Here is a 24,682-nt window from a genome sequence, read left to right on the forward strand (position 1 = left end):
TATCGGTCTCGGTCACCTCGCAGACGCTCCACCGCTCATCTCCTCCTTCTCTTTCTGGTCGTTGATCCAGTCAGCGAACCGGTCAGGCCACAGGATTGCGATGCCGTGGTCATGACATGTCCGGACGAGGTTGCCGTCGGCTGGTTCACGTTCGCAGGCGATGACGGGATGGACTCGCCGCCCTGGAGTGGCGAGTCCCGTCGCGTAGTGAAGCACCTGGCCGATGGCCAGTCGCACCTGCTGGATCTCGTTGGCGTCGGTAAGGCTCTTGACTTCGGTGACGTAGAGGTCGTTGGCGCCCAAGAGCCAGCCGAGGTCGTACTGATTCTCGTGCGGGGCGGGGCGCAGTGGGGTCAGACCGGCCGCCAGCAATGCCTCGGCGAGCTGGTTCTGGACGCGGTTGTGGGCGCGCAGTCCCCGTCCGGACAGATCAGGATCGCGCCCGCTTCCTTCCCAGGTGGTTGCTGCGAGTTCGGCGTGCTCGTCGACCGGTTCGTAGACTCGCCCCACGCGAGCGTCGTCAGCGGCGGGGTGGACACGGTAGCTGGAATGAACTTCGCCCTGCTCTGCCTTGCCGCGCTGGTGCTCGTTCCACCAGTACTGGCCTGACAGCTTGCCGAACAGGGGCGCCTCGTGCCGATAGGTCTTGAAGTGGCCACGGCAGATGTGAAGTGCGGTGCCCAATCCGTCGGTGCTGGCCTTCCCGTCGCGCTCCAGCGCCCGGGTCACCGGATGGATGTCCAAGACGGAGTACCGGGTCAGGGAGACACCTCGACGCCTGAGATGCGCTCGCGACTGTTTCTCGGCCGGGACCTGCAGTTCGACGTCGACGTTCTTGCTATGCATCAGCCCGAACGTCATGGCCAGGGTGGCTGGGGCGATGCCGTAACGCATGAACAGAGACTCGCAGAGGTTTTCGACGATTCCCGGGTGATCGGGATCCATGGGATAGGACATCCTGGTGTACGGGCCGGGGGCGGGCAGTCCAGCCTCTGGGATATAACGGCCATCTTCTTCCAGAAGCCACGTCATCAGGGCAAGGACGAAAGGCTTTCCCTTGTCCCATTCAATGAACAGCGTCGCATCCATCACCCAGCCGCCCTCGGCACGAGGCTGGCGGTACACCCCCCAGCCGAAGGAGTGATAGCCCATCCAGTTGTCGATGCCCTGCGCCTCCACGAACGTGAACTCGTGCGGCGGCACGACCTTCACCGTCGACAGCATCGTGTAGAGGTCGTGAGGGGAGGAGTAGGTCTCAGTGAGGTAGCGGGCGACGTTCTCAGCCGCGATAACCTTGGCCTTGCCGACCATGTCCGTACGGAGACCCTTGCCGGTTTTTGGCCGGATGCTGCGAGCAGCACGCTCACCCCCGGGCCTGCCTAGAAGATCATGGAAGGGCTCAAGGCCCCCTTCCCCACCGAGAATTCGGCTCGTTGCCATCGCTAGGTCGTAATAGCTGGGCGCCGATGCGCTTGCCGCCATGATCCGATCACGTAGCCGAGTCACTGATCCCTACCTTCGTCCAGACGGCCAAGGGGACACCTCAGCATGTCGTCGGGCTACGACACTTCTTCTTAGCCAGCTCACAGGAGCCCTCTGGCCTCGCGCATCGTCCATCGACCCGATGGTCCTGCAGAGACGGCTGTTGTTGTGTGTGAACGGACTGGGACGTATGTCGGGATCAAACGGGTCGCCTGGTAATCGGCCCGCAGCACTTCGGCCTGTCGCACCCACAGGTCCTGCGGCGCTGACGGATCAGCTGGCAGCGCGGAAAACAGCGCTTCTGGGGAAGCCACCGCTGGAGGGGAGGGCTTGCGCCTGTTGAACGCCACGCGCGAAGCCAACCATCAGCCAGCCAGGGGCCGCGCGTCATCACTGGCTCCATCAGCGGGCAGTTCTGGCGCACCGTGGCGACCACACTTGTGATCGGCAGGGATTCCAACTGTTTCGACTGCGCAGCATCTCCCATCGGTGACCCATGGCCTGGCGCAGGCCGAGTGGGAGCAGGCTGCCGAGGCCTCCACCGCGCAGCTCCGACGCGCCCAGGTTCCTGGTGCCCGTCGACGGGTTGCCCACGGCGCCAGCCGGGCCGTACGACAACACGGGCGAGATCGCCCGGCGTACTCTCGCGGCGCTGGTCCCTGTGGTCGATGGGTGGGTCGCGCTGATCATCGGTCAGATCGAGGCGCGGTAGCTCTTGCCCGGCTCGGGCACCTGAGCGCGGCTGTAGGCGGGGGCGGCGATCCGGCGTTACAAACGAGAGGGCCGCTGCCTCTAGCGTTGATCGTGAGGCCCGCCCACCCCCGGAGCCTCCGGCCGTACGCCGCCGCCCCAAAGTAGAGGTCCTACTTGACCTACAAGTTCTCCAACAGCCGCGCCACGCTGAAGCGCGCCGAGTACTTCGCCGCCGAGCTGATGAAGGCGTCCGACGCGCTCATCGACGCAGGCAACGTCTCCGTCTTGTACGACCACCGGCCCGTGTTTCCGACCATGTACGGCTGGTGGCGGCTGGTGAACCGCAGCGTCGCCAACTTCTGGGACGGGATCAGCCGCGGCTACACCGTCGAACTCGCCCCGACCGTTCGAAACATTTTCGATCACACTCTGGCCATGGTGTGGCTGGCCGACGCTGGCGAGGAGGGACTGAGGGCCCTGGAGTTGGCCGCGCACCGGTCCCACCTCAATCTGGTCAAGCACGCCCAGACCGCCAACTGGGCGGTCCCTCCTGGTACCGATCAGAAGCCCTCTCCAGTGCCGGAAACCGACCCTGACGCGCAGAAGATCGGGCGTATGGCCCACGAGTTCGACAACTTCCTCGAGCGGACCAAGGCGTTTGATCAGCCCGACATGTACGTCGTGTTCAAGTACCTGTCGGGGTACTCGCACGCCAACCTCAACTCGGCTGATTCCTACACCAGGTTCAACGAGGAGAGCGGGAAGTTCCTCCTCACGCGGAATGCCAACGGAAAGGGATCGGCAGACGAGATCTGGACGGCCGTGATGCTGATCCAGGCAGGCCACGCGATCAGCCGCATGATCGAGGGCGATCCGTTGCGGAAGCTGCTGAACAAAGCGGCCAACGACCTGGGCATCGGCAAGCCCGAGGCGGTATACCCTGTCCGTCCGCCGGCCGCACGGTAGCGGCAGGCAAGGCGATCAGTTCTCGAACCGCGAGAATCCAGATCCGGCGCGCTGGGTCGAGCTGGATAACGAGCGAGGACACCACTTCCTTGGTTCGAGCCCGCCGGCCACCAGCTCGGCCAGTTTCGCGCCGTACCGCATCAACCGTGCCGCCTCGGGTTCCAGCGGCGGCTCCGTCTGGCCGCTGGGATTGGCGCTCTTGGTGCGCCGCCGGTTCTTCGCCTTTCCCGCCGGCGGCCTGGCCGCATGGGTGGGCTTCGGCCAGGCTCGCATCGACTTCCTGCACTCCGATCGCCGGCGGCGGCTCAGGCGCCCACGGCCACACCGTCCCCTCGACGGGGCTCAGCTCTCGCACAGCCTGGCCCGTGTCGGTGCCGGCCACCACGGCGTCGACCGCCGCCGCGGCGGCGGCCACGTAGCGGACCGACACACGCCCGCCGGTACAGCTCGGTCAGCTCGGCCGCCTGATCCTCGAGCACCGACCGTTAACGTGACGCGGCCCGCGCTACCGCGGCGTCGTAGGCGGCCGCGGCCTTGTTCCTGTGGGCGACCAGTGGGCTACCCCAGACGTCCGGCCTCGGCGAAGGTTTCGCGCAATGGGCCAGCAGCGGCCGGGTCGCCTCGCGTAGCTCCTTCAGCGCCTGGTCGACCTCATCCGGCCACACCTCGCTGCCGTCCGGGCGGGGCGTGTCCACCCCGGGGTAGAGCCACGCGTACGCCGACGACGAAATCCGGCATCAGCCTCTCGCCGCCCCTTTCATCATCACGTGTGGCAACTGTAATCGGCCTTGGCGTGTGACGGACGGGGCGGATAGTCGCCTGCCATGACCGTGCGGAACTACGTGGGTCACTCACTGGCAGGGCTGATCGGCGTCGCGGACCTGCGGACCAGGCGGGCACGTACCCAGTCGAAGATCGGCGGCCCGCCCGCGAAGCACCACAGCGCGATCACCGGGTCGCAGACGGCGCACCCGAAGGAGGAGTGCTCGGCGAAGGGCAGGATCGGGCTCCCCTTGAGGTGGTGCACGACGTCCCAGGCGGTGTGGAGCAGCCAGCCGATGCCGATCCAGGTCCAGCTGCCGAGCCCCCGGTAGGCGACATAGGTCATCACCACCGGCAGGAGGAACTCCCCGTAGCCGAGGCCGCCGCCGCTGAGGTAGGCGGCGCCCGCACCGGCGACCAGCACGGCGTTGACCTGGCGTCGATGCGGCTCGGGGATCAGAGAGATGAGGGTGACGCAGATCAGCCCGATGATGATCGGCATGACGATGGACATGGGTGTGGTGGTCCGTTCTGAGCAAGGGGTGCTTCAGTCGAGGCGGGCCTGCTCGGCCCGCTCCGCCGTCCTGTCGAGGAGCCGCAGGGCCAGCAGCCCGCCGATCCCGGGCAGCCAGGCCAGAGCGACGGCCGTGAGGGTGCGCTGCCGGTCGCGAGCGGCAGCGACGACGCTGAACAGGTACGCGCAGCCGTGGACGGGGCCTGCCAGCGACGAGATGGCGGGCAGGTGCACGGTGGCGAGGTTGCCCAGCAGGACGATGAGCGAGACGAGTTCGACCGCGGCGGCGATGCGCAAGGGCTTCCTGGTACGGCTCACGCTCACACTCCCGTGGTGGAGCCGGGCCGGACGATCATGAGAATCGTCACGACGGCCCACAGCAGGTTGAAGACGCCGGTCAGCATGCCCAGGCGCGCCGTGGACCCCCCTCCGGTCGAGGCCCCCTCGAGCGCGGCGAGCAGGCGCTCCTGCCCCGGCAGGACGAGCAGCGCCAGGACGCCGGCCGCGGCAGCGGTGAGTGCGATCGAGACAATCAGCCACGCGTCGCCGAGGACGCGGAGACTGCTGGCAGTGGCGAAGCCGAAGACCGGTACGACCAAGCCGACGAGGGAGTAGACGCGGCAGATGCGATGCAGAAGCCGGACGGTGGCGAGTGAGGGAGCGTCAGGTCCGACTGCGTGGGCGCGGCGCACCGCGGCGGGGAACATGCTGGCTGCCACGGTCACCGGGCCTACGGCGATGATGGCGGCCAGGACGTGGACGGAGAGGAGGAACTTGGTCACCGGCTTGCCTTCCGCTCCATCGGGGCGCCGACCGTGCCCCTGGAGTTGTCGGTGATCGAGCGGTTCCGGCCGCGTTCGGTGGCGGACATGGTGAGCGGTGTACTTCCTTCGGTTGGCTGTGGTGGATGGCGGCGGTCAGAGTGCGGGGGCGTGGCCCCGGCTGGACCACACGACGCCGCGGCGCTCGTGGGCGAAGAGAGTCTCGACCGCATGCGCGATCTGCGGGCCGACCTCGCGTTCCAGGAGGTAGAGGGCAAGGTCGAGGCCGGACGTGACACCGCCGCCGGTGACGAGGTCGTCGTCGACGATCCGGGCCGCCACCGGCAGGACGCCGCCGGCGCCGAGGACATCCAGTCCCTGATGGTGGGAGGTGGCATGGCGGCCCTCGATCAGCCCGGCCATGGCAAGGATCAAGGAGCCGCCGCAGACGGTGGCGACCAGCGTGTCCTCCCGTTCGAGGGCCTCCTTGGCCAGAGCGGGCAGCCCCGTCCCCAGCGCGCGGCCGAGGATCGCGGGGATGGAGCGCTGCCGTTCCTCCTCGCTGACCTCCCTCTCGGTGGGCAGCCCACCGGCCGCGCCGGGCAGGATGACCACGTCGGCGGCGGCCGGATCGAGCACACCGCTGGCAAGCAGCGCCACGGGCGGCGTACCGCTGACAACCTCGCGAGCGCCCTCGGCCGTCACCAGTTCGACGGTCACTGCTCCGCCGGCGTACATCCCCGCAGCTTGCAACACCTCGTAGGGGGCGATGACGTCCAAGGGGTCGAAACCGTCGAACAGGACGACCTGCGCGTGCATCAGCGTTGCTCCTTCTTCACTCGTTCGGGATCTCGCAGCGCAAGGCTAGACAGGCCGTCCGGGGGCGCCCCATGGGCTGAATCGACAATTTCCAACGGATTCTCGCCATCGCAGTCCATCTGCGCAGACGACCGGGTCAGCGGCCTCACCTGTGGATTTGTGGCTGGCGGGTTCTCGTCTACCGTGTCCTGGTGCACACGGTGGCGATCCTGGCTCTGGACCATGTGGTGGCGGCGGACATGGCGACGCCGATCGAGGTGTTCGGGCGTGCCCGGCTGGCCGACGGGCGCCGGCCGTACCGGGTGCTGGTCTGCGCCGCGACGCCGCAGGTGACCAGCGACGCCTTCACGCTCATCGCCCCGCACGGTCTGGAGGCGCTGCGGGAGGCGGACACGATCGTCGTGCCGGGATGCTCCGAGCAGGCCACCGCGCCCACCCCGGAGGTGCTCGACGCCCTGGGCGCGGCCGCGACCGCCGGCACCCGGATCGCCTCCATCTGCGTGGGAGCGTTCACCCTTGCCGTGGCCGGGCTGCTGAACGGGCTGAGCGCGACCACGCATTGGATGGCGGCTCCCCGGCTGGCCCAGCTGTTCCCACGAGTGGACGTACGGCCTGACGTCCTGTACGTGGACAACGGCCAGATCCTGACCTCGGCCGGGGCCGCCGCCGGCCTGGATCTGTGCCTGCACATCGTCCGGCGCGACTTCGGCTCGGCGGTCGCCGCGGACTCGGCCCGGCTGTCGGTGATGCCCCTCGAACGGGAGGGCGGGCAGGCACAGTTCATCCTCCACCCCCAGCCGCCGGTCCCCCAGGGCTCGCTGCTGGAGCCGGTGCTGTCGTGGATCGAGGACAACCTCGCCCAGGAGGTGACGTTGGCGGAGATGGCCGTGCGCAGCGGAATGAGCGCGAGGACCTTCAGCCGGCGCTTCCGCGAGCAGACCGGCACCACCCCGCTGCAGTGGCTGCTGCGGGCACGCGTACGGCGGGCGCAGTTCCTGCTGGAGACCACCGACCACGGCGTCGAACGCATCGCCACGCAGGCCGGTTTCGGCTCGGCCACCGCCTTCCGGGAGCGGTTCAAACGCGTCGTCGGCGTCACGCCGCAGTCCTACCGTTCCTCCTTCCGGGCGAACGCCTCCTGAGAGTCGCGGCAACCAGCCCGGCCCGTGTGCGTCGTTTTACCTGGAACGCCGGCGCGGGGACCGGGGACCATCGGCTGTGCTTCTCAGCAACCGACCGATCTTCGCCAGCACCGACCTCGACGAGGTCCGCGACGAGGTGGCCAAGGCACTTTGGCTTCGCCGAGTGGGTGGCGGCTGAGTGGCGGAGTTGGTGAGGTCCAGGCCGGTGTAGTGCTCCAGGAGGACGCGGACGCGGTCGTAGCCGAGGCGAGCCGGCCGGTGTGGGGGCAGATGTGCTCGGGGCTCGGCACCGATGCCGCCGCAACCACGCCACCGACTGCTCGAACAACGCCACCGGCCCTTCGGCGTGCGTCCACGCCCGGCCGTGCAGAAAGGTCTGGAACTGGCGCGTCAGCTGCTGGCCTGAGTGGTGGCGTCGATGAGTGGGACCAGCTCCGAGCGGGGCCCCGCGTGCTGGCGCGGCGCCGCTCGCGGCCAAGGCCGCATGCACGCCACGGTGCGCGAGCTGGCGGGTGACCGGTATGCCGGGCGGCGCGTGGGCTCGCCCGGCGGCCGCGCCGCCGCCTTCTAGCTCGCCGAGCGACTCGGCGAGCTGGGCGCCCAGGTGCAGCTGTCGGAGTTCGAGGTGGCAGGGGTGCGCGAGTTGTACGCGACGCCCATGCTCAAATGGAGCGGCGCCGGGCAGACGCGGTGCCTGGAACACCGCCGCGACTTCGTCGAGCACCTGGCCTCTACCGAACTGCCACACCCGCGCACCGCCCTCCTGACCAAGGTCCCCGAGACAGACTCCGAGACCGGCCTGCGCGGCCGATGGGTGCTGGCCGACGCCACCACCTGGGGGCGAGCGTGCGAGCTGGCCGAGGCACAGAGCGCAGCCGGAGTGCTGACCGTACGCGGCACCGACACCGACGGCTGGATGCCCAAGATGATCGCCGGGCCGCCCGCCCGCGCGGTGCCCATCATCGCCGTGCACCCCGAGGTCCACTGGCATCTGGCCGAAGCGCTGGACGGTGGCCCGGTTCAGGTGACCGGCTCGATGCCGTTGCGACAGATCACCACCCGAGCCCGCAACGTCTACGCCCGCTTCCCGCGCCTCCTAGTACCGAGGTCAGCACCGAGGCCAACGCTGAGGCCGGCAGCCACCGAAGCGGCACCGGTCACGGCGGCGCGCAGGCCGGGCTGCGGGTACTGCTGACCGCGCACTACGACGGCGTCGGCGACGATCCCGACCGGCGCCTACCTGCGGCCGCCGACAACGCCTCCGGCGCGGCCGCGGCCCTGGAGGCCGCCCGCGTGCTGGCGGCCGCTGCGCCACCCGGGGCGCTGGAGCTGACAGTGGCCTTCCTGGACGCGGAGGAGGCGGGCGCCTGGGGCTCGGCCCACCACGCCGCCACCCTGCCACCGGACACGCTCGTGATCAACCTCGACGGTGCCGCCCAGCTGCACGAGGCCGCCGCTGGGCCATCAAGCTGGCCGACGCCAGTTCGATGGCAGGCCGGAGAGCTGGCCAGTGCACCGGATAATGACGGACGACGGCCAGCGTGCCGCAGGCGCTATCCGGTCGGCGGCGCGCCGTCGCGCGCGGCGAAAGCGGCGAGGGCCTCGGCGGCCGATACAGCGGTGATCAATGCTCGGTCGGTGGAGCCAGGAAGCAGACGGATGCTGTCGCCAGCCTGGGCCGCTGCCGCCTCTGCCGGACCAGCGATCCGCGCCGCCAGGTAGGTGACGCACTGGTATATGCCCAGAGGGATCTGGCGGCCGCCCACCTGCGCGTTCAACTCGTGCAAGATGGCGACGGAGAACTCGCCCTCAGGTGGCGGGCCGGCGTCGGCGGGAATCGGGAAGTCCACATACGGCCACGTCGCTTCGACCTGAGCGCCCTGCAGCAGGTGGGCCAGCTGGATGATCTCGGCAAGTTCTTCGTTGGAGGTGCGGCTGGCCGCGGGAATCACGATGCGCTGGTAACTGTGGGACTGGATCACCTGCAACGCCTCCAGGACGCGGAGCTGCCGGCGGGCATGAAGCGCCAGGGAGGACGCCTCCGGCTGCCATCGGGGCGAGTACGCGGGGCCGCCGCGCACGGCCAGCAGGAGGGCGGTGTCCGGCGCCAGGGCCGCGAGCAGGCGCATCGCCGGCAACACCTCGGCCGGGGTCTTGCCGACCAGATCGTCCAGATCCACCTGCAGGCGGAAGGTGTCGCGGTCACCGGCGTTAACCAGGAATTGCAGGTGCAGCAGGCCGCCGGAGTCCTGGCCGGCCAGCCAGATGCCGGGGCCGTCCAAGCCGCGTGAGGTGCGCACCTGCACCAGATCCAGCGCATGCAGCACGGTGCCGTCTGCGGCGATCAGTCGGAGCTCCAGATCAGGCCGATCACCGGCCGCACCGGCGGCGACCATGAAGCTCAGCCGACCGGGGCCCGACTCATCCGGCAGGCCGGGCGGTCCCGAGCTGTGGGTGATCGTGCCGTCGATGTCGGCGAAGGGTGCGCCGTAGTGGAGGAACTCCTCCACCGCCTGCCGCTCGGCCGAGTCGACCGGCACCTGCAGCTCCAACGAGCCGGTGATCGGACGCAGGCTGAACGACTCCACCGCTCGCGCCACCAGGCGCATCACCAGGTAGTGCCGCTCGTTGAGCTGCAGGTAGCGCACGAAGGCGGTCAGGTCGTCGCGGAGCACGTCCCCGTCCCAGGGCTGCTCGCTCACCGGCCCCTCGCGTACGTCGAACTCGTAGCGGTAGAACGGATCGAGGTCGGTCATGGCCGCGGCCAGGCCCTCATAGCGTTCGATCGCGGCTGTCAGCAGGTTCTCGGCCGGAACATGGCTGGGGTCGGGCATGTCTCGCCCGCCCTGTAGCGCCTGCGCCATCAGGTGCTGGATCCGCTCGCCGCCGTCGCCGAAGTAGTACGCGATCAGCGCCGGGTGGTCGGCCGCCATGCCGTCGAGATGGTCGCGGTCCATCCAGCTGATGCGCAGCCCGCTGCCCGCGGTCAGCCGCTCCAGCCACGCCAGCCGCTCATGGGTGGGATTCCACGGCGTGACCAGCGTCCATGAGCGGACCGGCAGCGCCGGCAGCGTCTCATCGACGAAGCGCTGCCAGGAGTTCTCCACGTCGGTGACTTGCCGGGAGGTCAGCGGTCGGCAGAAGCGTTTGACCTGGTAAATGTCGTAGCCATCCGGGTTGGCGACCCGAATGTCGACGCCGCGGTCCCCGCGCGAGGGAGTGATCCGGTTACCGTGTGGATATCGGAGCAGCAGCATCGCCGCGACGAACTCCTCCACCGTCTCGCCCGGTAAACGTTCCCAATTCACCAGCGTCATACAGCACAGCAAACCACCCAGCACCGACAGTCATCTCGGGCCCGGAGGTGACGCAGGCTTCGCCCTCTGATCACGGTGGGGGCCTGCGGCGGAGGATCAGGCCGACACGAGTTCCGCCAGCAGCTTCTCGATACGGCGGCGGATGTCGTCGCGGATCGGCCGGACGGCTTCGATGTCCTGCCCGGCCGGGTCGTCGAGCTTCCAGTCCTCGTAGCGCTTGCCGGGGAAGATCGGGCAGGCGTCGCCGCAGCCCATGGTGATGACGACGTCGGCGGCGCGGACGATCTCCTCGGTCCAGGGTTTGGGGAACTCGCGGTGATGTCGATGCCGCGCTCGGCCATCGATGCCACGGCCGCGGGGTTGATCTCGCTGGCGAACTCCGAGCCGCCGGACCAGGCCAGCGCTCGGTCGGCGGCCAGGTGCTGGAAGAAGCCCAGTGCCATCTGGGAGCGTCCGGCGTTGTGGACGCAGAGGAACAGCACGACAGGCCGTCCGTCGCTGTGGCCTTCCACGCGGACCAGGGCGTGCAGGCGCTGGCGGGCGAAGCGTTCGGCCAGCAGTGGCAGGTAGTTGGGGATCTTGCCGTGGATGGCGAACTGGTCGTAGCTGGTGTGCAGGAACCGTTCGATGGTCTCGGTGCCGAAGGTGCCGGTGAATTCTTCCGCCAGGCGGCGCGCGGCGGTGAGCAGGGCGTGCTGCTGGTCGATGGACAGGTCAGGGTGGCGGTAGGTCTGGGACATGGCTCACTCCTGCGGGGGGTGTACGGCGCGCCAGCCGTTGGACGCGGTCGGCGATGTCGGTGTAAGCCCGCTCGAAGTCGTCGTCGTTTCCGGCGCGGACTGGGTCAGGGATGGACCAATGCAGCCGATCGATGCGGGTCGGCTGGGTGAGCTGGGTGAGCTGTTCGTGGGCGGCATCGCAGACGGCCACGACCAGGTCGTCGGGCCGCAGGGTCTGCTCGACGTGGCGGGTTGCGGCTTGTCGCAGGTCGAGGCCGTGAAGGTCGGCCAGGGCGACCGCCCGCGGGTGGACATGGGCGGCCGGGTGCGTCCCCGCCGAGGTGGTGGGTACGGCGCTGGTCCTGCGCCACAGGGCGGCGGCCAGCTGAGAGCGGGCGGAGTTGTGCGTGCAGACGAACACCACGCGCGGGGCAGGCAAGGCTCGGACTGGCAGCAGCCCGGACAGCGACTGCGGAACCAGGCGCAGATAGGTGCGGCGCCGATCGCCTTCGGATCGCTGGCGTTCGACCACGCCTGCTTCCTGCAGCAGTTTCACGTGATGAGCCAGCAGATTGGTGGGCAGGCCGAGTTGCTGGCCCAGATCGCCCGGGGAGGCGTCGCCTAGCAGGAGCCGGTCGACGATGGCAAGCCGGCCCGGGTCGCCGAGAGCGGCGTGTACCCGTGCTCGCGCCACCGGCCATGCTCGCTGGAAAGATCCGCAGGCTGTAGCGGAGCAACTGGCCCACCACAAGTTGGCCGGCGGCAGCCTCTTCAACGCCTACAGCCAGCTGCCACGCCGTCCGCGTGCATGAGGCCGTGACGCTGGCCAAGGCCCAGGCCCGGCTCCGCGAGGCCGAGACGAAGCTGGCGGCCGGCCGCTGCGGCCGAGGCCCACGCCGACGCTCGGGGTACGCGCCAGGAACTCGCCGCCGAACGCCGCCACGGCGAAGACGAGCTCGAGCGGCTGCGCGACCAGTCACGCAAGCCTGCCAGCAGGCCGCCGCGGTGGTCTCCATGGAAGGTCATGCCGTGCCGGCTCAGGCCCGTTTGAGTCACCATGGAGAACGGAGTGGTGAAGGTGTCCCGCCGCGGCTAGCCGATTCCGCTTGGCGACGCCCGCCACTACCCGGCCCAGGTGACCGGCTCGGCGCGGCCCTGCTCGCGGTCGCGGCCGGCGGTTGAACCGGTATTGGCGAGGGCGAGCAGTCACAATGAGATCAGAACCAGCACGCTCGCCTCAGGAGAGACTCTCCATGACTGACGCGCTGCGGCGTCCAGGAAGCACCACCACGGCGACATCGCGGAGCCGCCGGGGGACCGGCCACCGAGCGGGGACGAGTACCGCGCGCGGCCGTGTGCTGGCGAACGGGTGTGTCCATGGCGGGCCGATGCGGACCTGACCGCGTTCTCCGAGGAGGACATGCTGCGGCTGCAGCGCGCTCAGCAAGGCGTGATGCGCCGCACCGACACCAGCGAGGACGACGTCGCCCGGCTGACCCGCGCCCCGCGGATGGCCTGCCACAAGGATCAGCCCGACACCGCCCATCCGATGCGGCTGTGCGCGGGCTGGCTGGCCGCAGTCGGCCCCGACCACATCGGCGTGCGACTCAGCATCATCGACGGCAGCCTGCCCGCCGAGGCCGTCGATCCCGACACCCGCGACTGGCCCACCCTGCACGCGTCGCTGGCCGAGCTGCTGGCCCGCCGCCAGGAGCAACTGGCCGCCCGCGACGCCGGCCGGGCCGGGCGATGACCGCCGCCGCGGTGCCGGCGCCGCCGCCCAGCGAGGTGTGGCGGCGCCAGGACGCAGTCGAACGGGCCACCGGCGTCAACGTCTGCCCCGCCGGGTGGCCGCGGCCGCGGCTGGACGACTTACCGCTGCCGTGGATCACCCCCATACTGGACGGCGTGGCGTACTGGACCCAGATCCACGGTGGCCGGTTGCTGCGCTGCCAGCAGCAATGGCTGTGTCAGGTATGCGGGCTCGCTCTGCCGCCGCAGGTACTGGTGCTGGCCGACGCCGACGGCGAGCTCGTCACCGACGCCGGCATGCACCCGCGCTGCGCTCTGCTGTCGCTGACGGTCTGCGAAGGGCTGTCACCGCGCCTGCTGCTGGCCGCGGTGACCCGCGCCGACCTGCGCTACAAGGGCCATCCGCTGGCCGAACAGCCTTCAACGGGTCGGCAGCGGTGGCAGCTCGCGTCGCGGGTGCGCGCGGCCGCCGCGCGCGTGGGGACGCCGGCCGCCGCCCATCTGCTGGAGTCGCATCGTTACCCGCCGGCCGCGGCACCGGCATTGTCGTCCGGTTACGTGCCAGAGGGGAACCGTCCATGACCCGCCGATCCGACCCGCGCGCCACCGCCCACGCCAGCTACGCCCGTCAGGTGGTGCAGATCCTTGCGGCGTACTTCGACGACCTGACCGACCCGACGACCGCCGACATCGTGGCCACGTCCATCGCCGCCTATCTGGCCGAACCCGTACCCGGCTGGGAGGTCATCCTGGACACCCCCGCCATCGCCAACTGGCGGCTCAAGCCCGACACGGGCAACCGTATCCGGGTGGCCTGCACCCGCCTGCCGCCACGCACCCCCGATGCCGCCCAGCAGCAGCGCGACCGGGAACGGGAGCAAGCCCTCACCGCGCTCGTCCAGGGCTCTGCCCTGTGAGCAGCCACGGCCCTCGTGGCCGCCGACGAGCTGAGCCAGGCCGCGACCGGGTTCATGTTCGTGCTCAAACCTGTACGGGTCCCCATCAAATAGGGCGGCAACCGGCAGCGGGCCACGTCGAGAGATGGTGCCAAGTGGAGGAAGCCGAGTTCCTGCCCCGGGCTAACAGCGACGACCTGGCCGTGGTCGTCCTTGGGATATCTGCGGGTCGGCAGCGCGATATGGACGCGACGGCGTTGGGCTCGGGACCCGGCGCGCCGCTCCTGCGCTGCCCCGCCGCAGGCCGGGCCGGTCCCCGGTCTGTACAGCGGCCCTGCCGTACCGGTCCCCTGGTACGGCAGGGCACCGTAGCGCAGAGGACTGCTGACAATCCGGTGCTTCTCAGTCCTCTGCATGGAGTCGCGAATGCCGAGGCCGTCCGTGCACGCGACTTCAGAAAGTGACACCCGGGTATCCACCCGCGGCCAAGACCACCAGCCCCAGCTCGACGCCCTTGCCGGAGCGCACTGCCGCGAGGTGGTGGTGGAGACGGCGAGCACCCGCGGCGAGCAGTCGAGGCTGCGCGCCGCCCTGGACCGGCTGCAGCCCGGCGACACGTTGGTGATCTACCAACCGGATCGGGTGGCCCGATCGATGAAGGAGCTGCTGGTCTTCGTCGAGGCTCAGGTGCGCGGGCCGGTCGAGGAGATGCCGGGGTCTCTCGCCCCGACCAGCCCGGCATCCGACGCTGATCGGATCGTGCGGGCGGTCGTGATCATGTTCGACCTTTGATCGTTTCGCGTCGAACGAGGAGTCGCGAGCTCAAGGCCGACCCGACAGCGACGAGGACGACGATGCTGATCAAGGCCAGCGACACCGTCGCGGACTCCCGCCCGGGGAGCTCCATCGCGTTCCGGAGGATCTCGCCGGCGCCGTGGAAGGCGAAAGCGGTCGCGCCACAGCCGAAGACGAGCCCGGCGACACCGACGACAGCGGTGACGGTCTTGCCGACGTTCGCCGGCAGGAACCGCGCGAAACTGGCGCACACCAAGCCGACGAGAACGACATCGGCAACGGCGGCGATCATTACGGCGACGCCGAGCACGTCATTGTCCCCGTACTTCTCGAAGTGCTCCCACGTTCCGCCGGCATCGGGGAGTCCGGCGACGCCGAGCGCCGTCAGGACCGCAATCGCCAACATGGCCACCATCGGCGCGGCAACACCAACGGGCGGCTGCCGCTTCTTCGGCCGGGTCGGCAGGATCTTGGTGTCGCGCCGCATGTGGACTGTGGTTGCGGGCTGCTCACCGGCGATATCGCCTGCCATGGCCAGTGCTTCGTCGACCGTCGGCCTGCGGCCCGGGTCCTTGTCCAGTAGCCGGGTGATGAGCTGCGTGAGAGGCCCGGTTCGTCGCGGCGCCGGGGCCTCCTCCAGCAGCACTGCGGCCAACGTCGCTTCCTGGGTGTCGCGGCGGAACGGTGAGACGCCCTCGACGGCCTGGTAAAGGGTCACGCCGAGGGAGAACAGATCCCCGGCGGGAAGGCCGTCGGTGCCGCGCAGCCGCTCGGGCGCCGTGTACTCGGCCGAGCCGATGAGCATCCCGGTGGCGGTCAGTGCGGTGTCGGTGGAGTGGATCGCGGTCCCGAAGTCGGTGAGCAGGACCTTCCCGTTCTCGGCGAGCATGACGTTGGCCGGTTTGATGTCGCGGTGCACGACACCTTCCCGGTGTGCTGCGCCGATCGCCGTCAGCAGTGCCACGGCGACTGCGGTGGCCCTGCCCGCCGGAAGAGGTCCGTGCTGCTTGACGTGCTCGTCCAGCGAGCAGCCGTCGACCAGTTCCATGACGATCCAGGGAAGGCCGTCGTCGACGACGACGTCGTGGATCGCGACGATGCCGTCGTGCTTGCGTAACCGGGCGGCATTGCGGGCCTCGCGCGTGGCCCGAGCCAGCCGCTCGGCTCGTTCGGATTCCGGCATCCACGGCGGCAGCTGCAGTTCCTTGATCGCAACGTCCACGTCGAGGGTCTGGTCGCGGGCCCGCCAGACCCGCCCGAAACCACCGGACCCCAGCTCGGCGGCCAGCCGGTAGCGCCCGCCGACCACGTCACCGGCCAGCCTCGAAGTCATGCCCCGTCTCCCGCCATCGCGCTTGGCACGAACAGTTGATCAGGGTACAAGCCACCATCATCGTGCATGCCCTTTCGCCTCACCTGGCGCGCAATACGAACGCGGCGGTCATCGCGCGCTATCTACAGGTGGTGACCCCGGCTGATCCGCTTCACCCGACCGAGCATGCCCGCGACATGACGCACGTCACGACCTTGTCACCTCTTGAACGTGCCTGACGTGCCAGACAAGAACATCGAACGTTGGCCTGCGGAAAGAGGACAACAACCCAAGATAACCACGGCGGCCCGAGCCGGGTTCCGGGTGTTCATGGCCTGGGCCCGTCAGGCAGGCACCGGCTGGTGTTCTCGCGGCGGAGTGGCGTGGTGGTGAACCGGCCCTCGGTATGGCCTGACCGATGATTTTTCCGCGCCGTGCTGGTCTGTACGCCGAGTACCGACTCACAGGAGGCTGACGCCATGCGGAAACTGACCTTCGGTATGAACCTGAGCCTGGACGGCTACGTCGCCGCGCCCGGCGACGACCTCGGCTGGAGCGTACCGAGCGACGAGCTGTTCCAGTGGTGGTCCGACCGGGTGGGGTGACCGGCCTGGCGCTGTACGGGCGCAATTGGGGGAGACGATGAGCTCCTACTGGCCGACCGCCGACCAGCAGCCTGGCGCCACACCGGCGGAGATCGAGTTCGCCCGCCGCTGGCGGCCAGCAGCAGCCAGGCAGGATCCGGACCCTGTAGGCCAGGAGGTCGGACAGCACGAAGACGTCTCCGTTCGGCTGAAGGGGAGGCGGGTGGGGAAGGGCGGGGGCGATCGGCCCGCCCTTCGATGCGAGCCATGGGGGAACGACAGTGGTGGACAGCCACGGCCCCGGTGGGATGGTGTGAGGTGGTCAGGGGCGTGCGGAACCGGCCGGGTCCCTGCCGGTGGCGGGCAGCGGGATGACGGCGCGTACCTTGCCGCCCGCGCTGTGCTGGATCGGTTCGCGGCCGCGTTCGAGGCGCACATGGCCGAGGCCGTGGCGGGACAGCAGGTCGCGCATCCGGGTCTCGACCCGATGCCAGAGGGTTGCGGGGTCGCTACCTGGAGCGGGGTGCAGCCGGATGCGGAGCGTGGCCGGCGCGGTCTGGACGATCTGGAACAGCTCCAGGCCGGGCACCGCTTCCAGCAGCGTGGCCAGCGGCAGCGGGGCAAGGGTGACCGGCGCCTGTTCCCCCGCCGGGCCGGGGAAGGTGAGCAGGTCGGCGGCGCGGCCCTGGACGCGGACGGCCGGGCCCGGGCTGCCGCACGGGCACGGATCGGGTCGCAGCAGAACGCTGTCGCCGAGGTCGTAGCGCAGGATCGGCTGCACCTGGTTGGCCAGGTTGGTCAGCAACACGGTGTGCGAGGGCTCGTCCGGTGCCACCGGCCGGTACTGCTCGTCGACGGGTTCGAGGACGGCCCAGTCGGCGTTGAGGTGCATCCAGCTCTCCGAACAGCCGTAGGACAGGAACGGGCACTCGTTGCAGGCGTAGCTGGTGCGCACCTTCGCCCCCAGCGCGGCCGCGATGCGCGCGTACTCGCCGACGGGCAGGCCTTCGGCGGTGAGCATCACCAGGGCGGGGTTGATGTGCAGCCGTCCGGCTTCGGCCTCGCCGGCCAGCAGCGCGCCGATGCTGGCGTAGGGGGCCAGCACCGCCGGGCGGAAGGCGTTGAGCTCGGCCACCAGGTCCTGCAGCGGCTGGTGCACGCTGAAGGCGGCGACGCGGGATCGGCCGCGCAGCCTTGCGGCGGCCACGGTGGAAGCGAAATGCCCGCCCTCGGGTATCACCAGCGCCATCCGGGCGCCGCCGCGCGCGATGCGAGCCACGTCCCGCACGCTCAGCCAGCCGGCCAGCATCCGCGCCATCATCGCGGAGGTCACCGCCGTCGCGCGGGCGTCTTGTAGGAAGATGCCGTGCGTGCCGGTGGTGCCCGAGGTGGTGGACAGCGTGTAGCGGCCGGCGAACGGCTGCGCGATGCGCGCCGGGTCGTCGGCGAACGCCCTGGCCTCGGCGAAGGTGACGGCGGGATCAGTGACCCAGTCGTCGAAGGCGGCCATCAGCTCGGGCTTGCTGGTGGGCGGCAGCATGGCCAGGTCGGCCACTCCGGCCGGCAGGTCCCGGTACAGGTGCTGGTAGTAGGGGGAGCGGGTGCGCGCCCAGGCCACGAGCTCGGTCAGGCGAGCCCGCTGCCGGGCGGCCATCGCCTGCTCGCCGCCCGCCTTGGCGGAGCGGGCGTCGGCCAGCAGCCGCAACGTCGAGGTGTTCATGGTGCTGTGGTGTCCCTTCATGGTCGGCGGCGCCGCGGCGCCGCTGGGCGGTGGTGATCATGGGGCCGGGCGTGGCGCGACAGACAAGGCCCAGCAGGCGTGGCCTGGCGCAGGCAAGGCCCGGCAGGAGTCACGGTGTCGGTGCCCCGGGCGCCTACCGGGCGCGGGTTGAGCCGGCGCTGCGCTCAGTGGCCGGGCGGAACGGCGCGGCGAGGGTGGGCACCTGGCACCGGTGGCGGCAGATGGGCGCCCGCCATGCGGGCACTGAGCGCGGGCAGGGTGAGCAGCGCGCAGGTCAGCAGCGGGCGTAGCAGCTTGGTGGCAACCACGTGGAGAAGTCCTTCCCGGGCGGTGGACAACCCGGCCGGGCACCCACGGGGAGGACTCGGCCAGGCATGACTGCGTGGCCGAAGGTCTCGTCCACCGGCCGGTGACCGGTCCCCGCCGCCGGAGAACGCGAGGTTCTCAGCGTGTCGACGTGCGGGCGTTGCGGACTACTCCCCTTCGGAGTGCCCTCCATCTTCCACATGTTTCGGAAATCGCGCAACTATCGAAACATAGGGTGATTGGCAGGCCATCGGCGCGAGACAATGGACAGACGATGTCGACCTCTCCAGCTCCGGGTTCACCCGGCGCCGAGCACCCACCGCCGACCCCCGTGCAACTGAGGGCGGCGGCCGAGACCTTCGCCCTGCTGGCCAGCCCGGTACGGCTGCACCTGATGTGGCTGATCACCCACGCCTCCTACGACGTCAGCACGCTGGCCACACACGCGGGCATCAGCATCGCCACGGTCTCCCAGCACCTGGCCAAGCTCCGCCTGGCCGGCCTGATCAGCGCACGCCGCAACGGCCGCCGGACCCTGTACGCGGTGGAGGACCCGCACGTGATCACGCTGATTCGGCAGATCTTCGATCACATCGCCCCCGACGGGAGCCTGGCACCCGATCCTCCCCGGTAGCCTGCACCGGCCGCGGTTGGCTCGCCCCAGGGCGTGGTCCGCTGGGAATCAGCGCCGGGTCACAGGTCCTCGATGTAGCCGGCCGCGATGTCGTCGGGCGGGTTGGTGTACAGGCGCAGGTAGCGGTCGTTGGCGTGGCCCAGGCGGCGCTCGGCCCGGTTGTGCCCGGAGGCCTGCGAAAGCTGGAAGGCGAAGGTATGCCGGGCGTCGTGCGGCAGCAGCACACCGAGCCTGCGCTCGGGGTCAGACATCTGGGCGTCGTGCAGGCGGCCGACCTCGCCGACGATGTCGTTGATCGAGCGCGGCGACAGTCGGCCGTCGGGGCGGCGGGCGGCGATGGAGGCGGCCGACAGGAACAGGGCGGCTGGGGGTGGTACTGGCGGCAGCGTCGCCGGGCGCTCCTGGTTGAGGTAGTCGGCCAGGGCCTGGCGAGCGTCGCGGGCAAGGAAGACGGTGCGGCTGTTCAGGCCGACCACTTCGGCGCGGCGCAGCCCGGTGCCGAACAGCAGGTAGACGATGGCCCGGTCGCGCAGCGGACGGGCATGGGCGTGCGATCGGGCCGCCGTGCTGCGGTGGCGGTGACACCCTCACCGCGCTCCTGAACAACCACGCCGCCCGCTGAGCGGGCTGCTGACCGGCCCGAGGGCAGCCAGCAGCGGCGGACAGGATGGTCTGCTCCTCCCTTGAGTAAGGAGCGGGACCATCACGTCCTGGCCCGTCCTGCGGCATTCGTGGGAAACTCGAAGATCTCGGCGAGGCCCGCGAGATCCACCAGCTGGGCCACTTCGGCACTGTCTCGGCAGTCGGCTACCAGCCGGCGCTTGCTGCCGCGCCAGCGGTCGATGCGGAACCGCGGATGCCCGTCCAGGACGATCGGGACGACTTCAATCCCGTCCGGCCCGCGAAAGTACGACATGTCGAAATCGTACAAATCGGACAGCGTGTGGAGGTGGGCCGTGCTGCGCCGCATCTCAGCTGACGCGCGCCGCCCGATGGGCGGAACGTCGGCCGGTGACATGTCCGTGCGCAGACCCCTCCAGGAAGGATGCCGTAGCAGGCCGTCGCCGGTCCGTTCGGCGAAACGCACCTCGCCCACCAGGGCCGGCCGCACCCAGTGGGCGATCCGTGCGTGCTCGACCGGGACCGGTCCCCACGAACGGGCTGGCCTCCCGCGCCAGCGCGACCAGCCGAGCGGCCAGGTCGGCGCGCACCCGGTCGGTGAACCCCTGCCTTCCAGCGCCCGCGCCTGTCGGGCACGCCGAGCAGCAGCGAGCCCGCCAGGCCGGCCTGTCATCCGCCGATCACCACCTCCGCGGTCTGGTGGTGCTTGACCTTCACCCAGTCGCCCGAGCGGCGGCCCGGCCGGTACGGCGAGTCGACCCGCTTGCAGACGATGCCCTCTAGACCCAGCTGCAGGCTCGATTCCAGCGCCGCCTGCGCGTGGCCGGTGAAGTAGACGGGCACCTGCCAGCGGGCGCCCGGCCGCACGATCTGCTCCAGCAGACCCCGCCGCTCCGCGTACGGCAGGCGCACCATCGCGCCCCAGGCTCGAGTCACAGGGCGGGTTCTGCCTCGCGGGCCTTTCTGGGCAGCAGGAAGGCGGCCAGGAAGGTCAGCACGATCATCCCGGCCACCGTCCAGAAGGCGTGGGCGGCCGCGGCAGGCCCTTGGTTCAGCCCGCTGAAGAACACCGTCCCGAGCACGGCTGTCCCCAGAGCGCCGCCGACCTGCTGCAGCGTGGTGAGCGTGCCGGAAGCCGAGCCGGTCTCGTGCGGCTCGACACCGGCCAGCACGATGTCGAAGTAGGGCCCCATGATCAGCCCGGATCCCATCCCGGTGATGAGCAGAGCAGGAGCGAGCCGCCAGAATCCGGCCTCCGAGCCGAGCATCGGCACCAGGGCCAGGACACCGGCCGTCATCGTCACGGCCCCGACGTACAGGACCTTGCGGCCATGACGCATGACCACCTGGACCACGCCCATGCCGACCACCATGCCGATGGACAAGGGAATGCCCGCCACCGCGGCCCGCAGCGGGCTGTAGCCGAGGCCCAGCTGAAGGTGCAGGTTGAAGATCAGGCCGAACCCCGAGAAGGCGGCGAAGTAGATCGTCCCGGTGGCCATACCGCCGAGGAACGCCCGCTTGCGGAACAAACTGGGCAGGATCAGCGGATCGCCGCCGCTGCGACTCTTGCGGATCTCATGCCATCCGAAGGCGGCGAACACCGCGACGGAGGCCGCCATCATCGCGAAGGTCCAGGCCGGCCAGCCATACTCACGGCCTTGCACCAGCGGGAAGAGCAACAGCAGTGCTCCGCAAGAGGCGAGGACCGCGCCGGGCAGGTCGAGCCGAACTTCTGAAACCGGCTGGCCCGTGGGCAGGAACGTGATCGCGGCGACCAGGACAGCCAGCCCGATGGGCAGATTGATCAAGAAGATCATGCGCCAGCCGATGCCGAGGAAGTCGGTGCCGACCAGCCACCCCGCCAGAGTGGGGCCGCCCACCGCCGACAATCCCATGACCGGGCCCATCGCGCCGAAGGCCGCCTGCAGTTCCCGCGGCGGGAACATCTCCTTCAGCATGCCGAGCCCTTGGGGGATCATGCAGGCGCCGAACAGGCCCTGTATCGCACGAGCGATGATCATCATCTCCGGCCCGGTCGCGATCGCGCACAGCAGGGAGCCGGCCACGAAACCGCCGGCACCGATGAGGAACATGCGCTTGCGGCCGGCGATGTCGCCGAGCCTGCCGCCGACCAGCAGGCCGGCGCTCATGGCCAGGGTGTAGGCCACCCCGAGCCATTGAATCAGGGAGGTGCCGCCGCCGAGGTCGGCGCGGATGGCCGGGCCGGCGATGCTGGTGACGGTGGAGTCCAGCATTTCCATCACCGAGCCGGTGAGGATCACCGCCAGAGCCGGCCACCGCAACCGGTAGGACGTAGATGCGGCCGGGGGTGGTGGCGCTGATGGTGTCGCCGCGGGTGTTGTCGGCGGTATCAGGGCGTCGGTCATTGGTGGGTTCCTCATTCTGCGCGGAGGTGGGGCGTCCCGTTCGAGGTGGGAGAGGACGCCCAGGCAGGCCGGTGCCGGTCAGCGGAAGTCCGCGACATGGTCGCGGGCCCATTCGGCATAGCCGCGCGGGGGGCGTCCGGTGACCTGTTCCACGTCCGGCCAGACCCGCATCAGCGCCGACCAGTCCTGGTCGGCGTAGCCGCCGCCGTCGGGGTCGTCGCCGCCGTACTCGACGAAGCCCAGCATGAGGTCGGCCGACTCGGCGGCGAACCCGCCTTGTGCCTTCATCAGCTCGCGGGCGCGCTCGCGGGTGACCTCCTCGTAGCGGACGGGTTCGCCGAGCGCGTCGCCGATCGCCGCGACCTGCTCGCGCACGGTGACCAAGCCGGGCCCGGTCAAGGTGTACGCCTTACCGTGATGGCCGTCCTGCAGCAGCGCGGCGACGGCGACGGCGGCGATGTCGGCCTCGTGGATCAGGTTCATCGGCTCGTCCGCGAAGGGGTAGCGCACCACCCGCTCGGCCCTGATGGACGGCGCCCAGATCTGCAGCATGTTCGTCATGAAGGCGCACGGCCGCACATGCGTCCATTCCAGCCCGGACTCCTCCACCGCCTGCTCCACCCCGCTGGTGTGCAGGCCGGCGGTCACCGATGCCGCCGACAACACCACGACGCGCCGTACGCCCGCCTGACGGGCCAGCGCGACGACCTCCCGGGCGCGCTCCTCCACGGGGAACAGGTACATGCGCTCCACGCCGTCCAGCGCGGCGGCCACGCTCGCGGGCTCGGTGAGGTCGCCCTGGGCGACCTCCACCTGAGGCGGCAGCTTGGCCGCAGCGGGGTTGCGGGTCAGCGCCCGCACCTCCGCGCCCGCCCTCACGAGCTGGTCCACCACGTGGCGGCCGACGATCCCCGTCGCCCCGGTCACCAGGATTTTCATCTGCGTTCCTCCCGCTGTGTCGTTCACGAAGGCAACGCTAGAGCGGCTTCCGGTCACTTCCTGACCGGAAGGTGAGAGAACCTGTAAACATGGCGAACACGAGCGCGCGCATGCTGCGACTGCTGTCCCTGCTGCAGACCCACCGCCACTGGCCCGGCCTGGAACTGGCCGACCGGCTCGCCGTCAGCGAGCGCACCCTGCGCCGCGACATCGACCGGCTGCGCGAGCTCGGTTACCCCGTCCACTCCGGCCGCGGCACCGCCGGCGGCTACCAGCTCAGGTCCGGCGCCGCGATGCCGCCCCTGCTGCTCGACGACGAGGAGGCCGTCGCCATCGCCGTCGGCCTGCGCACGGCCGCCGGCGGCACCGTCGAAGGCGTCGAGGAGACCTCGCTGCGCGCCCTGACCAAGGTCGTCCAGGTCATGCCTCCCCGATTGCGCCGCCGCGTGGACGCGCTGCGCACCTATACGGTCACCGCCCCGGCGGGCGGTCCTCACATCGACGCCACCACGCTCACCGCGATCGCCCAGGCGTGCCGGGATGACGAACGGCTCACCTTCACCTATGCCACCCCATCCGGGGAGCCGGCCACCCGGCTGGTCGAGCCGCACCGGCTCGTCTCGCTCAAGCGCCGCTGGTACCTGGTCGCCTGGGACCTCGACCGCGCCGACTGGCGCATCTTCCGCCTCGACCGCCTCACCGGCCCGGCCGCCACCGGAGCCCGCTTCCGCCCGCGCGACCTGCCCGCCGAGGACGCCGCCGCGTTCGTCGCCGAACGGCTCGGCTCCCGTCCCACCCGGTACGAGGTCACCGTCCTCCTCCACGCGCCGGCCGGCGCGGTGGAGCCGGTCGTCGCCGTCACCGGTGGGTGGGTCGAGGCCGTTGACGACGACTCCTGCCGCCTGCGCCTGCAGGTGGACGCCTTCGACTGGCCGGTGCTCGTTCTGGCCGCCGTAGGCGCGGAATTCGACGTCATCGATCCGCCCGAATTCCGCCACTACCTGCGCCACGTCGGCTGGCTCTTCCTGCGCGGCGGCACCGCCTAGTAGCAGGATCACGGGCGTGTACGGCTGCTGACTCTGGCCGCCCCATCCCGCGAGAACGGTGACCTGTCGTCAAGATCACTATCGGCCCAACGGGCTGTCCGCAGGTTGCTCAACCCGGTGATGATGAGTGAGCGGTGTGCCGAGGAACCGGGACCTGGAGCGCCTACTCGTCGACGGGCAGAAACTGGCCAGCCTGTGGTAGTGGTCTTCGGCTTCGTCCAGGTGATGGTGACCGTGAGGGGATGGGAGGAGGCGTGCGGGTCCCAGACGGGCACGCCGGGCGTGCGCTGGAAGGTCTTCAGCTACTCGTGCACGGCGAATTCGGTCACGGCGGTGCCGGCGAGCAGCAGCAGCGTCTCGGCGGACTGAAGCCCCGATGGAGGTAGTGCAGGGCGTGGAAGGGAAACAACGGGACCGCGATGACGCCCTGATCCGTGACATACGGCGAGGTGTGCGGATCCAAGGGCTTGCGTGCCGTCGGGTCGTGGCGG

Annotated in this window: 27 protein-coding genes and 4 pseudogenes; 13 read left to right on the forward strand and 18 right to left on the reverse strand. The window is 70.0% G+C overall.

All coding sequences use genetic code 11. From position 1 onward, the window contains the following. Positions 1–12 precede the first annotated feature (12 nt). On the reverse strand, positions 13–1,311 hold the full coding sequence (locus tag ACWDLG_RS43875) for a hypothetical protein (protein WP_449931413.1): 1,299 nt from the start codon (positions 1,309–1,311) through the stop codon (positions 13–15). 1,038 nt (positions 1,312–2,349) lie between these two features. On the opposite strand from ACWDLG_RS43875, the gene ACWDLG_RS43880 reads away from it, so the two are divergent. Then, positions 2,350–3,141 carry a DUF5677 domain-containing protein gene (locus ACWDLG_RS43880; protein ID WP_449931415.1) on the forward strand — a complete coding sequence of 264 codons (792 nt, stop codon included), beginning with the start codon at positions 2,350–2,352 and terminating at the stop codon, positions 3,139–3,141. Between the two features lie 15 nt (positions 3,142–3,156). Here ACWDLG_RS43880 and ACWDLG_RS43885 read toward each other — a convergent pair whose 3' ends face one another. The 5 genes from ACWDLG_RS43885 to ACWDLG_RS43905 all read right to left on the reverse strand — a co-directional run bounded on the left by ACWDLG_RS43885 (position 3,157) and on the right by ACWDLG_RS43905 (position 5,997). Further along, positions 3,157–3,414 carry a hypothetical protein gene (locus ACWDLG_RS43885; RefSeq protein WP_449931417.1) on the reverse strand — a complete coding sequence of 86 codons (258 nt, stop codon included), beginning with the start codon at positions 3,412–3,414 and terminating at the stop codon, positions 3,157–3,159. A 574-nt stretch (positions 3,415–3,988) separates the two neighbouring features. Further along, positions 3,989–4,417, reverse strand: a complete 429-nt coding sequence (locus ACWDLG_RS43890; protein ID WP_449931419.1) for a DUF6010 family protein — start codon at positions 4,415–4,417, stop codon at positions 3,989–3,991. 33 nt (positions 4,418–4,450) lie between these two features. Beyond that, entirely contained in the window at positions 4,451–4,735 is a 285-nt protein-coding gene (locus tag ACWDLG_RS43895; protein WP_449931421.1) for a hypothetical protein, read from the reverse strand. 2 nt (positions 4,736–4,737) lie between these two features. Next, positions 4,738–5,199 carry a hypothetical protein gene (locus ACWDLG_RS43900; protein ID WP_449931423.1) on the reverse strand — a complete coding sequence of 154 codons (462 nt, stop codon included), beginning with the start codon at positions 5,197–5,199 and terminating at the stop codon, positions 4,738–4,740. Positions 5,200–5,334: 135 nt separating this feature from the next. Next, complete coding sequence (locus ACWDLG_RS43905; protein ID WP_449931425.1) at positions 5,335–5,997, reverse strand: DJ-1/PfpI family protein; 663 nt, start codon at positions 5,995–5,997, stop codon at positions 5,335–5,337. Between the two features lie 191 nt (positions 5,998–6,188). On the opposite strand from ACWDLG_RS43905, the gene ACWDLG_RS43910 reads away from it, so the two are divergent. The 4 genes and pseudogenes from ACWDLG_RS43910 to ACWDLG_RS43925 form a co-directional block, all read left to right on the forward strand. Beyond that, on the forward strand, positions 6,189–7,139 hold the full coding sequence (locus ACWDLG_RS43910; protein WP_449931427.1) for a GlxA family transcriptional regulator: 951 nt from the start codon (positions 6,189–6,191) through the stop codon (positions 7,137–7,139). A 418-nt stretch (positions 7,140–7,557) separates the two neighbouring features. Then, positions 7,558–7,710, forward strand: coding sequence for a hypothetical protein (locus ACWDLG_RS43915; RefSeq protein ID WP_449931429.1), 153 nt, complete (start codon positions 7,558–7,560; stop codon positions 7,708–7,710). A 63-nt stretch (positions 7,711–7,773) separates the two neighbouring features. Then, a complete protein-coding gene (locus tag ACWDLG_RS43920; protein ID WP_449931467.1) occupies positions 7,774–8,334 on the forward strand; it encodes a hypothetical protein in 561 nt (186 codons plus the stop codon). Further along, positions 8,331–8,528, forward strand: a pseudogene (locus tag ACWDLG_RS43925) (M28 family peptidase); the annotation flags it as partial. The gene ACWDLG_RS43920 and the pseudogene ACWDLG_RS43925, both read left to right, overlap by 4 nt. Before the next feature lie 164 nt (positions 8,529–8,692). Here ACWDLG_RS43925 and ACWDLG_RS43930 read toward each other — a convergent pair. The 4 genes and pseudogenes from ACWDLG_RS43930 to ACWDLG_RS43945 form a co-directional block, all read right to left on the reverse strand. Next, positions 8,693–10,456 carry a hypothetical protein gene (locus ACWDLG_RS43930; RefSeq protein WP_449931431.1) on the reverse strand — a complete coding sequence of 588 codons (1,764 nt, stop codon included), beginning with the start codon at positions 10,454–10,456 and terminating at the stop codon, positions 8,693–8,695. A gap of 96 nt (positions 10,457–10,552) precedes the next feature. Then, positions 10,553–10,899, reverse strand: a pseudogene (locus tag ACWDLG_RS43935) (arsenate reductase/protein-tyrosine-phosphatase family protein). A 135-nt stretch (positions 10,900–11,034) separates the two neighbouring features. Further along, positions 11,035–11,196 (reverse strand): annotated as a pseudogene (locus ACWDLG_RS43940) (three-helix bundle dimerization domain-containing protein); the annotation flags it as partial. Then, positions 11,171–11,869 carry an arsenate reductase/protein-tyrosine-phosphatase family protein gene (locus ACWDLG_RS43945; protein ID WP_449931433.1) on the reverse strand — a complete coding sequence of 233 codons (699 nt, stop codon included), beginning with the start codon at positions 11,867–11,869 and terminating at the stop codon, positions 11,171–11,173. The gene ACWDLG_RS43945 and the pseudogene ACWDLG_RS43940, both read right to left, overlap by 26 nt. Positions 11,870–12,472: 603 nt before the next feature. On the opposite strand from ACWDLG_RS43945, the gene ACWDLG_RS43950 reads away from it, so the two are divergent. The 4 genes from ACWDLG_RS43950 to ACWDLG_RS43965 all read left to right on the forward strand — a co-directional run bounded on the left by ACWDLG_RS43950 (position 12,473) and on the right by ACWDLG_RS43965 (position 14,615). Further along, positions 12,473–12,928, forward strand: a complete 456-nt coding sequence (locus ACWDLG_RS43950; protein ID WP_449931463.1) for a DUF6283 family protein — start codon at positions 12,473–12,475, stop codon at positions 12,926–12,928. A 155-nt stretch (positions 12,929–13,083) separates the two neighbouring features. Next, positions 13,084–13,509 (forward strand): hypothetical protein, encoded by a 426-nt coding sequence (locus ACWDLG_RS43955; protein ID WP_449931435.1) that lies wholly within the window; start codon positions 13,084–13,086, stop codon positions 13,507–13,509. Next, entirely contained in the window at positions 13,506–13,844 is a 339-nt protein-coding gene (locus tag ACWDLG_RS43960; protein ID WP_449931437.1) for a hypothetical protein, read from the forward strand. Before ACWDLG_RS43955 ends, ACWDLG_RS43960 begins: the two co-directional genes overlap by 4 nt. Before the next feature lie 405 nt (positions 13,845–14,249). Then, a complete protein-coding gene (locus ACWDLG_RS43965; RefSeq protein ID WP_449931439.1) occupies positions 14,250–14,615 on the forward strand; it encodes a recombinase family protein in 366 nt (121 codons plus the stop codon). On the opposite strand, the gene ACWDLG_RS43970 is transcribed toward ACWDLG_RS43965, so the two are convergent. Further along, positions 14,599–15,951 carry a serine/threonine-protein kinase gene (locus ACWDLG_RS43970; protein ID WP_449931441.1) on the reverse strand — a complete coding sequence of 451 codons (1,353 nt, stop codon included), beginning with the start codon at positions 15,949–15,951 and terminating at the stop codon, positions 14,599–14,601. The two genes, ACWDLG_RS43965 and ACWDLG_RS43970, sit on opposite strands and share 17 nt — an antisense overlap. A gap of 458 nt (positions 15,952–16,409) precedes the next feature. Here ACWDLG_RS43970 and ACWDLG_RS43975 point away from each other — a divergent pair. Continuing rightward, positions 16,410–16,650: pseudogene (locus tag ACWDLG_RS43975) on the forward strand (dihydrofolate reductase family protein); the annotation flags it as partial. A 186-nt stretch (positions 16,651–16,836) separates the two neighbouring features. Here the strand turns inward: ACWDLG_RS43975 and ACWDLG_RS43980 are convergent. Then, positions 16,837–18,234, reverse strand: coding sequence for a hypothetical protein (locus ACWDLG_RS43980; protein ID WP_449931443.1), 1,398 nt, complete (start codon positions 18,232–18,234; stop codon positions 16,837–16,839). Between the two features lie 185 nt (positions 18,235–18,419). Then, positions 18,420–18,563: a hypothetical protein gene (locus tag ACWDLG_RS43985; RefSeq protein WP_449931445.1), complete on the reverse strand. Its 144-nt coding sequence runs from the start codon at positions 18,561–18,563 to the stop codon at positions 18,420–18,422. 272 nt (positions 18,564–18,835) lie between these two features. On the opposite strand from ACWDLG_RS43985, the gene ACWDLG_RS43990 reads away from it, so the two are divergent. After that, complete coding sequence (locus tag ACWDLG_RS43990; RefSeq protein ID WP_449931447.1) at positions 18,836–19,195, forward strand: ArsR/SmtB family transcription factor; 360 nt, start codon at positions 18,836–18,838, stop codon at positions 19,193–19,195. Between the two features lie 59 nt (positions 19,196–19,254). Here the strand turns inward: ACWDLG_RS43990 and ACWDLG_RS43995 are convergent, their stop codons facing one another. The 5 genes from ACWDLG_RS43995 to ACWDLG_RS44015 all read right to left on the reverse strand — a co-directional run bounded on the left by ACWDLG_RS43995 (position 19,255) and on the right by ACWDLG_RS44015 (position 23,145). Next, complete coding sequence (locus ACWDLG_RS43995; RefSeq protein ID WP_449931465.1) at positions 19,255–19,728, reverse strand: tyrosine-type recombinase/integrase; 474 nt, start codon at positions 19,726–19,728, stop codon at positions 19,255–19,257. Between the two features lie 170 nt (positions 19,729–19,898). Further along, entirely contained in the window at positions 19,899–20,489 is a 591-nt protein-coding gene (locus ACWDLG_RS44000; RefSeq protein ID WP_449931449.1) for an ATP dependent DNA ligase, read from the reverse strand. After that, on the reverse strand, positions 20,486–20,752 hold the full coding sequence (locus tag ACWDLG_RS44005; protein WP_449931451.1) for an ATP-dependent DNA ligase: 267 nt from the start codon (positions 20,750–20,752) through the stop codon (positions 20,486–20,488). Before ACWDLG_RS44005 ends, ACWDLG_RS44000 begins: the two co-directional genes overlap by 4 nt. After that, positions 20,749–22,221: an MFS transporter gene (locus ACWDLG_RS44010; RefSeq protein ID WP_449931453.1), complete on the reverse strand. Its 1,473-nt coding sequence runs from the start codon at positions 22,219–22,221 to the stop codon at positions 20,749–20,751. Before ACWDLG_RS44010 ends, ACWDLG_RS44005 begins: the two co-directional genes overlap by 4 nt. A gap of 63 nt (positions 22,222–22,284) precedes the next feature. Then, positions 22,285–23,145 (reverse strand): NmrA family NAD(P)-binding protein, encoded by an 861-nt coding sequence (locus tag ACWDLG_RS44015; RefSeq protein WP_449931455.1) that lies wholly within the window; start codon positions 23,143–23,145, stop codon positions 22,285–22,287. Between the two features lie 89 nt (positions 23,146–23,234). Here ACWDLG_RS44015 and ACWDLG_RS44020 point away from each other — a divergent pair, with 89 nt between their 5' ends. Continuing rightward, positions 23,235–24,191: a helix-turn-helix transcriptional regulator gene (locus ACWDLG_RS44020; RefSeq protein WP_449931457.1), complete on the forward strand. Its 957-nt coding sequence runs from the start codon at positions 23,235–23,237 to the stop codon at positions 24,189–24,191. A gap of 201 nt (positions 24,192–24,392) precedes the next feature. Further along, on the forward strand, positions 24,393–24,560 hold the full coding sequence (locus tag ACWDLG_RS44025) for a hypothetical protein (RefSeq protein WP_449931459.1): 168 nt from the start codon (positions 24,393–24,395) through the stop codon (positions 24,558–24,560). The last annotated feature ends 122 nt before the right edge of the window (positions 24,561–24,682 follow it).

This window comes from Nonomuraea sp. NPDC003727 (assembly GCF_053586935.1).

Excerpts from the sequence above, each read along its gene's own strand:
- ACWDLG_RS43890 (WP_449931419.1), bottom strand. The coding sequence starts at position 4,417 with ATGTCCATCGTCATGCCGATCATCATCGGGCTGATCTGCGTCACCCTC.
- ACWDLG_RS43885 (WP_449931417.1), bottom strand. The coding sequence starts at position 3,414 with ATGCGAGCCTGGCCGAAGCCCACCCATGCGGCCAGGCCGCCGGCGGGA.
- ACWDLG_RS44010 (WP_449931453.1), bottom strand. The coding sequence starts at position 22,221 with ATGAGGAACCCACCAATGACCGACGCCCTGATACCGCCGACAACACCC.
- ACWDLG_RS43960 (WP_449931437.1), top strand. The coding sequence starts at position 13,506 with ATGACCCGCCGATCCGACCCGCGCGCCACCGCCCACGCCAGCTACGCC.
- ACWDLG_RS43980 (WP_449931443.1), bottom strand. The coding sequence starts at position 18,234 with ATGAACACCTCGACGTTGCGGCTGCTGGCCGACGCCCGCTCCGCCAAG.
- ACWDLG_RS44000 (WP_449931449.1), bottom strand. The coding sequence starts at position 20,489 with ATGACAGGCCGGCCTGGCGGGCTCGCTGCTGCTCGGCGTGCCCGACAG.
- ACWDLG_RS43990 (WP_449931447.1), top strand. The coding sequence starts at position 18,836 with ATGTCGACCTCTCCAGCTCCGGGTTCACCCGGCGCCGAGCACCCACCG.
- ACWDLG_RS43970 (WP_449931441.1), bottom strand. The coding sequence starts at position 15,951 with ATGACTTCGAGGCTGGCCGGTGACGTGGTCGGCGGGCGCTACCGGCTG.
- ACWDLG_RS43905 (WP_449931425.1), bottom strand. The coding sequence starts at position 5,997 with ATGCACGCGCAGGTCGTCCTGTTCGACGGTTTCGACCCCTTGGACGTC.
- ACWDLG_RS44015 (WP_449931455.1), bottom strand. The coding sequence starts at position 23,145 with ATGAAAATCCTGGTGACCGGGGCGACGGGGATCGTCGGCCGCCACGTG.
- ACWDLG_RS43930 (WP_449931431.1), bottom strand. The coding sequence starts at position 10,456 with ATGACGCTGGTGAATTGGGAACGTTTACCGGGCGAGACGGTGGAGGAG.
- ACWDLG_RS43965 (WP_449931439.1), top strand. The coding sequence starts at position 14,250 with ATGCCGAGGCCGTCCGTGCACGCGACTTCAGAAAGTGACACCCGGGTA.
- ACWDLG_RS44020 (WP_449931457.1), top strand. The coding sequence starts at position 23,235 with ATGGCGAACACGAGCGCGCGCATGCTGCGACTGCTGTCCCTGCTGCAG.
- ACWDLG_RS43875 (WP_449931413.1), bottom strand. The coding sequence starts at position 1,311 with ATGGTCGGCAAGGCCAAGGTTATCGCGGCTGAGAACGTCGCCCGCTAC.
- ACWDLG_RS43915 (WP_449931429.1), top strand. The coding sequence starts at position 7,558 with ATGAGTGGGACCAGCTCCGAGCGGGGCCCCGCGTGCTGGCGCGGCGCC.